The sequence below is a fragment of the Sphingopyxis sp. UBA6723 genome (assembly GCF_002454115.1).
Lineage (GTDB): Bacteria > Pseudomonadota > Alphaproteobacteria > Sphingomonadales > Sphingomonadaceae > Sphingopyxis.
On record NZ_DKIH01000007.1, the window covers coordinates 208 to 9,715 of the forward strand.

The 9,508-nt window shown below is 64.5% G+C and carries 7 protein-coding genes and 1 pseudogene; 4 read left to right on the forward strand and 4 right to left on the reverse strand.

Annotated elements, in window-relative coordinates; all coding sequences use genetic code 11:
* Nucleotides 1–628 precede the first annotated feature (628 nt).
* The gene (locus B4F07_RS05285) at nt 629–1,645 is read left to right on the forward strand and encodes a glycosyltransferase family 2 protein (RefSeq protein ID WP_293704578.1); all 1,017 of its coding nucleotides are present in this window, start codon (nt 629–631) and stop codon (nt 1,643–1,645) included.
* Nucleotides 1,642–3,159: a lipopolysaccharide biosynthesis protein gene (locus B4F07_RS05290; RefSeq protein ID WP_293704580.1), complete on the forward strand. Its 1,518-nt coding sequence runs from the start codon at nt 1,642–1,644 to the stop codon at nt 3,157–3,159. The genes B4F07_RS05285 and B4F07_RS05290 overlap by 4 nt, the downstream gene beginning before the upstream one ends.
* Here B4F07_RS05290 and B4F07_RS05295 read toward each other — a convergent pair.
* Nucleotides 3,144–3,569: a CBS domain-containing protein gene (locus B4F07_RS05295; RefSeq protein WP_293704582.1), complete on the reverse strand. Its 426-nt coding sequence runs from the start codon at nt 3,567–3,569 to the stop codon at nt 3,144–3,146. The two genes, B4F07_RS05290 and B4F07_RS05295, sit on opposite strands and share 16 nt — an antisense overlap.
* Nucleotides 3,570–3,694: 125 nt before the next feature.
* Here B4F07_RS05295 and B4F07_RS05300 point away from each other — a divergent pair, with 125 nt between their 5' ends.
* Together B4F07_RS05300 and B4F07_RS05305 are read left to right on the forward strand one after the other, a co-directional pair.
* Complete coding sequence (locus B4F07_RS05300; protein WP_293704584.1) at nt 3,695–4,003, forward strand: hypothetical protein; 309 nt, start codon at nt 3,695–3,697, stop codon at nt 4,001–4,003.
* Entirely contained in the window at nt 3,993–4,385 is a 393-nt protein-coding gene (locus B4F07_RS05305; protein ID WP_293704586.1) for an acyl-CoA thioesterase, read from the forward strand. The genes B4F07_RS05300 and B4F07_RS05305 overlap by 11 nt, the downstream gene beginning before the upstream one ends.
* Before the next feature lie 1,605 nt (nt 4,386–5,990).
* On the opposite strand, the pseudogene B4F07_RS05315 reads toward B4F07_RS05305, so the two are convergent.
* The 3 genes and pseudogenes from B4F07_RS05315 to prmC form a co-directional block, all read right to left on the reverse strand.
* A pseudogene (locus B4F07_RS05315) lies at nt 5,991–7,302 on the reverse strand (DUF4139 domain-containing protein).
* A gap of 158 nt (nt 7,303–7,460) precedes the next feature.
* A complete protein-coding gene (locus B4F07_RS05320) occupies nt 7,461–8,390 on the reverse strand; it encodes a DUF4167 domain-containing protein (protein ID WP_293704588.1) in 930 nt (309 codons plus the stop codon).
* A gap of 273 nt (nt 8,391–8,663) precedes the next feature.
* On the reverse strand, nt 8,664–9,508 hold an 845-nt coding region (gene prmC / locus B4F07_RS05325; RefSeq protein ID WP_349681312.1), incomplete at its 5' end, for a peptide chain release factor N(5)-glutamine methyltransferase.

Sequence of the window (9,508 nt, forward strand, 5' to 3'; positions counted from 1 at the left end):
GCCAAGGTGGAATTCCCTCGCAAACCCGCTCATTTTAAGGAGCCTGGCCTACACAAATTTGGAACGGTCCCTTGCATCAACCTGTAGCGAACCACAGACAAACGAAGAGCCGCTCCCACGTAATGGAAACGTGTTAGACATGTAGGTCAGGCTTGGCTTTTTATCCTGAGTTACTGACACCCTAAAGCTGCCAGACCCAGGGCCGCCGCCCACATGTCCCTTCATCGACAATCACAATTTCAAAGAGCCACCGACAAGAAATGGCGGACAGTTGTCGTTCCCCGCTATTGCTATCGGGGGACATCTGTCCGTATCTGTTGGCGACCGGCTGGAGCGTGGCGTTTGCCGCCGCGCCCCGTCCGGTGAACAGGCCTCTAAGCCGGTCATCGATTCGCGTCAACAACCTTTTTGCAATTTTGTTTCACTGGGCCGAAAAATCCGCGGAAATGCTGGAGTATTGCGGCGACTTCGGTTGCCAGCGCCGCGCCGGGGCATGGGATCGTTCCGTTGCTATTTGGCGAATTGCGGCATCGAGTCGAGCTGCTCGACGGCGAAAAGCGCCGCAAAATCGAGGCGTTGGCATGTTCGACTCACCAAAGATTAGCGGATCCATGCTAGGACGCCCGCAATGACCCGCTATCGTGACCAGCCCTTGCCCCAGATTTCCGTAATCGTTCCCGCCTATGGGGTCGCGCACCTGTTGGGCGAGGCGCTCGATTCGTTGCTCGCCCAGGATTTCAGCGATTGGGAAGCGATCGTGATTGACGATGGCGCGCCTGATGATGTCGCGGGCGCGGTGCATCCGTATCTGGCCGATGGGCGCATCCGGTTTCTGACGACGCCGAATCGCGGCGTGTCGGCCGCCCGCAATCATGCGATCGCGGAAAGCCGCGCACCGCTGATCGCGCTGCTCGACGGTGACGATCTGTATCGGCCCGAATATCTGACGGCGATGGTCGCAGCGATGAACGCGGATCCGGGAGCGACGATCGCCGCGTGCAATGCGCGCGTGTTTGGCGCGGTGGCGAAAGAAGAGCTGGTGGTCGGCGACGATCAGAACCGCAGCGCGACCGCCAGCCTGGCCGATGTGCTAGACCGGCGCTTCATGATCTATATCGGCGCCACCTTTCGCCGCGCGGCGTTCGAGCGCATCGGTGGCTTTGACACACTTATGACGAATTCGGAGGATTTCGACCTGTGGGTTCGACTGCTGATGGACGGCGGGCATGTCCGCTATGTCGATTCGGTGCTGGCTGACTATCGCGTCCGTCCGCGGTCGGCTTCGGTCAGCCTGCTGCGGAATATCCGCGGCAATATCCGCGTCTATGACAAGGTCATCGCCGCAATGCCGGGCAGCCACGACGCAGCGGTTGCCGAAGCGGTGCGGCGCGGCCAGCTGGAACGACTCGATGTCGAAGAAGCCTTTGCAGCGGTCATTGCCGGCGATGTCCGGATCGGACTGGCGACATTACGCGCCCGGCGCCAATATCTGAACAACCCATTGTGGTCCGCGGCCTTCCTTCTATGGAATGTCTGTCCGTGGCTGGCGCCACCGATGTTGGCTTGGCGCCAACATCGCCACCAGGGATCGAGCCGTCGCCGCCCGGCACGCGGCGCCGCACAGGGACAGGTACAGCGCGTTTGAGCGATTTTGACGGTCAGGATGGCAAGGTCGATACGGCGAAATTCGGCGATCGCGTCCGCTCGGCGGTGATCTGGCGGTCGGGGAGCCAGATATTGGCGCAGATCATCACCTGGTCTTCGACGCTGATGGTGATTCGGCTGCTCGATCCGGCCGATTACGGGCTGTTTGCAATGACGCAGGTGGTGCTGGCGTTTCTCGCTTTCCTCAATGGCTGGGGCTTCGCCAGCGCGCTGGTCCAGTCCGATACGGTCGATCCGTTCCGGCTCCGCCAGGCGTTCGGCCTGCTGCTCTTGCTCAACGCGATGCTTGCAGCGATCCAGTTTTTTGGCGCCCCCATCGCCGCGGCCTATTATGGCCAGCCGATCGTGGCCGATCTGCTGAGGGTCCAAGCGCTGATATTCCTCGCCACCCCGTTTATCGCGCTGCCCGAAGTGATCATGAGCCGCGCGCTCGATTTTCGGCGGCAGGCGGTGGTCAATCTGTTCGCCGCACTGGCGGGGGCGGGCACCGCGCTGGCGTGCGCGCTGGCGGGTTATGGCGTGTGGACTTTGGTCTATGCGCCGATCGCTTTGTTCTGGACGCGCGCGATCGGGCTGACGATCGTCGCGCGGCTGCTGGTGTGGCCCAGTTTCAATTTCAGGGGCTGCGGCCAGATCATCGGTTTCGGGTCGGCCATCTTGTTCAGCCAGCTGTTCTGGCTTGTGCAAAGTCAGTCCGACATCCTGATCGCGGGCAGCCGGTTCGACCCGCACGCGCTGGGCCTTTACGCCGAAGCGCTGTTCCTCGCGCAGATCTTCATGGCCAAGTTCGTGCCGCCGCTGAACGAGGTCGCGTTTCCCGCCTATGCGCGGATCAAGCACGACCCCGACGCGGTGCGCTGGAGTTTCCTGAAAACCGTGCGGCTGCTGACGCTGGTCGCCGCGCCCTTTTATTGCGGGCTGGCGGTGACCGCCGCGCCGATGGTCGAAACGGTGTTCGGGGCGAAATGGCTTGGCATGGTGCCGTATATCCAGATCATCGCGCTCGCGCTGATGCTGATGACGGTGCAGATCCTGTTCGCGCCGCTGGCCAATGCGCTCGGCAAACCGTCGCTGGCGATGGGCAACGCGCTGAGCGGCGCGATCATCTTTCCCACGGCTTTTCTGATCGGCGCGCAATGGGGATTGATCGGCATGGCGTGGGCATGGCTGGTCGCCGCGCCGCTCTTGCTTCTCATCACCGCATACCGGTCGGCGCCGCTGATCGGGGTGTCGGTTTGGGAGGTTGCGCGCGCGATGTTGCCGGGCCTCACTCCGGCGTTGGCGATGGCAATCGGGGTCGGCGTCGCGGCGCAGATGATGGCGCCGCTCGGAATCGCCGCGCCGCTTCGGCTGGTCGCCCTCGTCGCTTTGGGGATAGGACTATACGGCAGCCTGCTCTGGCTGCTCGAACGCGACGCGATCGCCGAGGTCATGCGCCTGGTCGTCCGCCGCCAGCCTCCGGCCGTCGATGCGGCGGCTCAGGACGCGATATAGTCGCGCATCGCCGCGGCCTCGGCCTCGATGCGGTCGATGCGATATTTGACCAGATCGCCGATCGAAACGAATCCCACCAGCCGTCCGCCTTCGACCACCGGCAAATGGCGAATGCGACGCTGCGTCATCTGCGACAGCGCGCCCATGACCGCGGTCGACGGTTCGCAGGTGACCGGCGATTTGGTCATCACCTCGTCGAGTTTGCGGTCCAGCGCCTCGGGACCATAGGAGGACATCAGGCGGACCAGATCGCGTTCGGAAAAGATGCCGACGATCGCGTCGCCCTCCATCACCGGCACCGCACCGATCCGGTGCTGGGCGAGCAGGTCGAGCACCGCGCGCACCGTGTCTTCCTTGCGCGCCGAAATTACCGGGCCTGTGCGCCCGTGAAGGATCGCTCCGATCGTCATGCCTTGCCGCTCCCCATGTCGATTCTCTGGATATCAAGCCTATCATGATTCGCGGCAAAGCCGAAACATCTGGCCGCATTCCATTCGCGCTTGGCCTTGGTCCCCGCTTGGTTCATGGAGGCGCGATGGTCAAACCCTCCCCGCTCGACAAGGACGCCACCGCGAAAATCGCCTGGGCGCGCTATCGCCGCTTGATGCGCGGCATGGTGCTGGTGTCGCTGATTGCGGTCGTTGGCGCGCTCGGCTGGCTGCGTTTCAGCATGGGCGAGGCGCTGAGCATCCATATGATCATCGCCACCGCCGCCGGAGTCGGCCTGTCGGTGATGCTCGGCGCGGCGCTGATGGGGCTCGTCTTTCTGTCGAGCGGCAGCGGGCATGACGAAGCCATCGAAGACCCGTTCGAGAATGATCCGGATATGAACCATGACCGATAGCAATCCGTCCGACGCCCGCCGCGACCCGATCCTGCGCGTTGTCCCCGCTCCTGCCGATATCAATAGCAACGGCCACATCTTTGGCGGCTGGGTGCTCAGCCAGATGGACATCGCCGGCGGCATCGTCGCCGCGCGCATCGCGCAAGGCCCGACCGCAACCGTCGCCATCGAGGCGATGGAGTTCATTGCACCGATCCTCTTGCGCGACATCATCTCGGTCTATGCCCATCTCGAACGGCGCGGGCGCACGTCGATGGGCATCCGCATCGAGGTGATCGCGACTCGCGGGCGCGGACAGGAAGAGGTCAAGGTCACCGGCGGGCTGTTCACCTTTGTCGCGCTCGATGAAAATCACCGGCCGCGGGCGTTGCCGCCAGTCTGACCCCGGCGCGGGCGACGAATCAATCGCCTTTCAGTTTCTGACGAAAGCTTTGCGTCAGGCTGTCATTGGCAGGCACGCGCACCCGCCAGACCCAGCTGCTGCCGCGCCTTTCCCACCCCTCGGGCGGCGGGTCGATCGCGAAGGGGATCAGCATCTCGACCTCGGCGTCGAACGGCCGCGCGTTGGTGAGTGCCACTTCCCACGTCTGATATTCGCCTTTGTTATCGCGGTCCCTGACCACCGCGCGAAACTGTACGGCCGGACTTTGCCCTATGTCATAATCGACCCGCTCATCCTTGGCCTTGTCGCCGATTGCCGCCTCGCCGACGAGCAGGCGCTGACCGCCAACGCTCTCGAACACCGCCGCGGTCCCAGCGGGCAGCGCGAGCCCCAGCCCATCGGCTTCGCGGTTCTGAACGCGCAGCCGCATCATCAGCGGTTGCGGCTGGCTGTTCTGGTAAAGCGTTGCGGCATAGAGCTGCTCGACCGCCACTTTGTCTTTGGCCAGCAACGCGACCTGCTTCTGTCCCTTCGCCGTCACATCGACGCGGAACGGGACGCGGTAGAATTTGAGATCGCCCAGATCCTCGGCTGGCGGTGGCGGGGGTGGCGGCGGGGCGGGAGCGGCCACCGAGGCGTACATCAGCATCTCGCGCCGATTGATGCGACTGCCGGTAACGACCACATCCTCCGCCGCATATTCATCAAGGCTTTCGATCTCGACGATCGGCGGCAATTCCCACAGCGGGNNGATATCCATCGGCCAGCATTTCAGAATCAACGGTCCCGGGCTGCTGCGCGGCAGCGGCGGGCTGTACACCTTGTTCAACCGCCCCGCGATGACGTTAAGCTGCGCGCCAGGAAAGCTGGTGACGCCGCCATTCGCAACCGTGATCCAGCNNNNCGGTCAGCCCCAGCGTCTTGCCGTCGGATCCGCGGTCGGCAACATAATTGGCCGCCCAGTCGAAGCCCTCAGCGAGATAGAGCAGTTGCACCGTCACCGTCCGCGCCGCCCGGCTCTCGACCAGCACTGACAGCGTCGGCTTGGCCGAGAGATCCTTTGGCACGCGCGGATAGAGCATGCGTTCGGGAAGACCCGAACAGGCAAGCGCCTCATATCCGCCCGCCGCATTTTGCACGATCACGCCGCCGTTCGGACCAGCCTGTATCACCGCTTCCTGCTCGACGACCTTGCCAGTGGCGCGGTTGGTGCGGCGCAAGGTCACGCTGCGCTTCAGATAGGCATCGACCAGCCCCGCGGGCGACAGCAGCCGCGCGTCGCGATTCTTTTCGATAACCCCGTCGGGCAGACCGCTGACCACTGCTGTTTCGGGAAGCAGCCCCTCGGCGACGCCTTCGAACCGCACCACCGATGTCCCGGCGGGCAAGGTAAAGGTGCGCGTTTCGGTGATGAAGGCGAAACCCTGCGGCCAATTCGGGTTGATCGGTCCGCGACCGCGATTCGGCGCGCGATAGACGGTGACCGCGGCATCGTCGATTTTCGCCGACACGACGGTCCCCGGTTCGGCCTGCGCAAGCGCCGTCCCCGGCGCCAGCAGCGCCGCGATCCATGCCAGCAGGAGCGCGCCCCGCATCGTGTGTGCCTCAGTAACGCGTATCGAAAGTGACCGTCACGTCGGTCTTGCCATTGGCGGGCACCGGCACCTGCCATTCAACGCGATCGGCGGAAATACGCTCGCCCTTCAGGCTTTCGTCGCTGATCCGCACATCGCCATAGAGCCCGTCCTGCGCCAGCAGCACCGTCACCGGGGCCGGGCGCGCGTTGGTGATCGTATATTTCATCTTGGTCACCCAGCGCGAATCGCCCTTGCGGGTGCGCGACACCACTGTTGGCTGGACCTTCACGTCAAAGGCGTCGCCGGTGCGCAGCGACATCGCCGATCCCACCGGGGTGTGGCCGATACTGTTTTCGCCGATGAACTGCGGGTCGCCGCGCGCGTCGCGCATATATACGCGGATCGTCCCGGCGGGCAGCTGATCGCCCAATCCGCCTTGGCGTGAGGTCGAGAAACGCAGCACGCTGGCGGTGCTCACCGCTTCGGTGCTGCTGCCCAGCCAGCGATTGACATATTCATAGGTCGATTGTGCGGGCGCGCCTTTGACATCGAGGAAGCTCACCTGTTTCTGCTGGGCATTGGCGATCGTCGTGCGGGCGGCGAGCGGATAAAGATAATAGTCGCCGAGCCGCTCACGGTCGTTGCTTTCGGTCCCCGCCGCATCCATCGCGCCGGTAATGCGGCGGAAGCCGCCGCCGCCGCCCGGATTGCCCGCCACGAGCAAGGTGCGCGCATTGGCAAAGGTCGTCCCTGTGCTGTTGGTCAGCGTCACCCAGCCCTGAATGTCCATCGCGCCCTTTGCGGCATCGAATAGCGCGACATAATCGGCGGTCCAACCCAGATTGGGCGTCAGGTACGACAGCCGCGTCGGAACGATCCCGGCGCTGGCGGCATCGACCGTCACCGACAAGGTCGGGCGCGCACGCAAATTGGGCGGCAGGCGGTCGAACACCGCGCGCACCGGCAGGCCGTCGTCGCGCAGCACCNNCGATCCGTTCGCCGATCTGGAGCACGATACCGCCGTTTGCGGCCAGCACCTTGGCGCGCTCGGTCCGTTCGGCGCCGGTCGCGGGATTGGTGCGGACCAGCGTGATCGACTGGCCGACCGCCTTGTCCATCAACTTGTCGGGGGTGAGCAGGTCGAAATCGAAATTCTGTTCTACGATGGCGATGCCCGGACCCGACAGCGTCACCGTTTCGGGGCGGATACGCGCCGATACGTCGGGAAATTCGATGCGGTTGCGGCCTGCGGCGACGCTGAGCTGGCGCTCGTCCTGCACCAGCGACTGGCCATTGTTATAGATGGTGACCGCGACGTCGCCCTGCGCGTTGCCCGGCATTCCGTCCTGCGCGGCAGCTGGGAGGCCCACCAATACAGCAGCGACGACCACTGCCCCGCAAGTCCTTGCCAAAGCGCGCATAAAAAAGCCTCCCCGCAGATGTGACTACGGGGAGGCTATGTCATGCGCCGGTCAATGACCAGCGCGAAGATGTACTGTTACTCGGCGGCTTCGACGCCGGTGCTGCGCGTCGCCAAGGTGCGGCGGGTGCGGCGCGGCTTGGCGGCGGGCGCTTCGTCGCCGCCGTCGGTGTCGACGTCGGCTTCAACGCTGCGTTCGGGGCGGCCGATGGCCGGGGGCAGCACCGCGGTGTCGATGCCGGCATTGCCGCCATCGTCGTTGCTGTCGGCTTCGACCGTGCGCGGACGGCGCGGGCTACGGCGGTTGGTGCGCGGTGCGGGGGCTTCCTCGGCGACGGTTTCGACGACGTTGATTTCGGCGTCGTCGCCATCATTGTTGCGACCGTCGCTGCGGACATCGTCGCGGTCGCGGCGCGGGCGCTCCTGCGGCGGGCGGTTGCCGCGATTATCGTCGTCACGGTCGCTGCGCGTGTCGCGATTGCCGCGCGCTTCGCGCTGGCTGCGCTCGGGACGATCGTTGCGGTCAGCGCGGTCATTCCGATCGCTGCGTTCATTACGGTCGTTGCGGTCGTTGCGGTCGCCGCGATCATTGCGTTCACCGCGATCGCTGTCGGCATTGTCGTCGCGGTCGGCGTCCAGATCCAGATCGCTGTCGTCATGGCCGTCGAAATCTTCGACGCCGCGAATTTCGCGCTGGCGGTCCTGGCCGCGATCCTGACCGTTCTGCGCGTTCTTTTCTTCCTGACGGATGCGGAAATCGCTCACGACGCGGAAATAATGATCGGCGAACTGGAGGTAATATTCGGTCTGGACCCGGTCCCCGGCCAGCTGCGCATCGCGTGCCAGATTGCGGTATTTCTCGATCATCTGGGCGCCATTGCCGCGCGCCCGGCTGTCGATGCGATTGGCCTGATCGACCCCGCCGCGGCCACCCGATTGCGGGCGGCTATTGTTGTTGCTGTTGTTATTGTTGCGGCCGCGACGGCGACCGCTTTGGCGGTTGTTCATGTTCAACTGAGACATCCTGTCGAAAAGCTAAATAAGCTAAGCCAACCCCTTTTGGCCGATCGCGCTGTTGACGCGTCGTGCCCGCGCGCCATGCGCGGTTCTTGCCCTTTACCGCTCGTCTGGACCAAGGCCCGGTACGAACATCGTAAGTGGGAAGCAGATCCGCCGGACCAGTATCGATGCTTGTGCATCGCCAAAGGTACCCCAGCCGGGTCTGTGACTGGCCCCTAACCCGCTTTGCGGCGAAAACCAAGCGATATTTGCGCGGGCCGGTCAGGCGCGCGTCAGCAAAAGCGCCCGGTCGCGGCCACCCAGATCCTGGCGGCAAGCGACGGCGAATCCCGCCGCTTCAGCGAGTTGCCGGATCGAGATATGCTGGGTGGCGCCGATTTCAAGGATCGCGACGCCCCGGGGGACCAGCAGGCGCGGGAGTTGGGGGATGATGCGGCGGTAATCGTCGAGCCCGTCGGCACCGGCAAACAGCGCGCCCGCGGGCTCGTGATCGGCGACGTCGGGCATCAGCTGTTCGTCGTCGCCAATATAGGGCGGGTTGCAAAGGATCAGGTCGAAGCGGCCGTCGATGCCCGCGGTCCAGTCGCCCGACTGAAAGACAGTGCGACTGGCCATGCCCAGCTCCTCGGCATTGTCGCGCGCATAGGCCAGCGCCTGTTCGGATATATCGACACCCAGCCCCGTGGCCGCCGGAAACTCGCCGAGCACGGCGAGCAGCAAAGTCCCCGGTCCTGTGCCCAGATCGAGCACCCGCGACGGCCACCCCGCGCCGCGTTCGCGGGCGAGGTCGAGGCATGCTTCGACCAGTGTTTCGCTGTCGGGGCGCGGGATCAGCACCCCGGGCCCCACCGCGATCCGCAGCGTCCAGAAATCGCGATAACCGACAATATAGGCGATCGGCTCATGCGCCATGCGGCGGGCGATCAGATGCGCGTAAAGTTCGGGCACGTCATACCGCGCCGGATCGAGCAACACATCCTGCCGCTCGACCCCCAGCGCATGCGCCATCAGCAGTTCGGCATCGAGCCGCGGCGTGTCGCTGATCCCGGTGAGCAGGTTGGTCGCGGTGCGGATATTGTCCGAGACTCCCCCCTCCCCTTCAGGGG

Bases quoted from the DNA above. Each gene is read 5' to 3' on its own strand.
- B4F07_RS05295 (WP_293704582.1), bottom strand. From the start codon at position 3,569: ATGACGATCGGAGCGATCCTTCACGGGCGCACAGGCCCGGTAATTTCG.
- B4F07_RS05305 (WP_293704586.1), top strand. From the start codon at position 3,993: ATGACCGATAGCAATCCGTCCGACGCCCGCCGCGACCCGATCCTGCGC.
- B4F07_RS05320 (WP_293704588.1), bottom strand. From the start codon at position 8,390: ATGAACAACCGCCAAAGCGGTCGCCGTCGCGGCCGCAACAATAACAAC.
- B4F07_RS05300 (WP_293704584.1), top strand. From the start codon at position 3,695: ATGGTCAAACCCTCCCCGCTCGACAAGGACGCCACCGCGAAAATCGCC.
- B4F07_RS05285 (WP_293704578.1), top strand. From the start codon at position 629: ATGACCCGCTATCGTGACCAGCCCTTGCCCCAGATTTCCGTAATCGTT.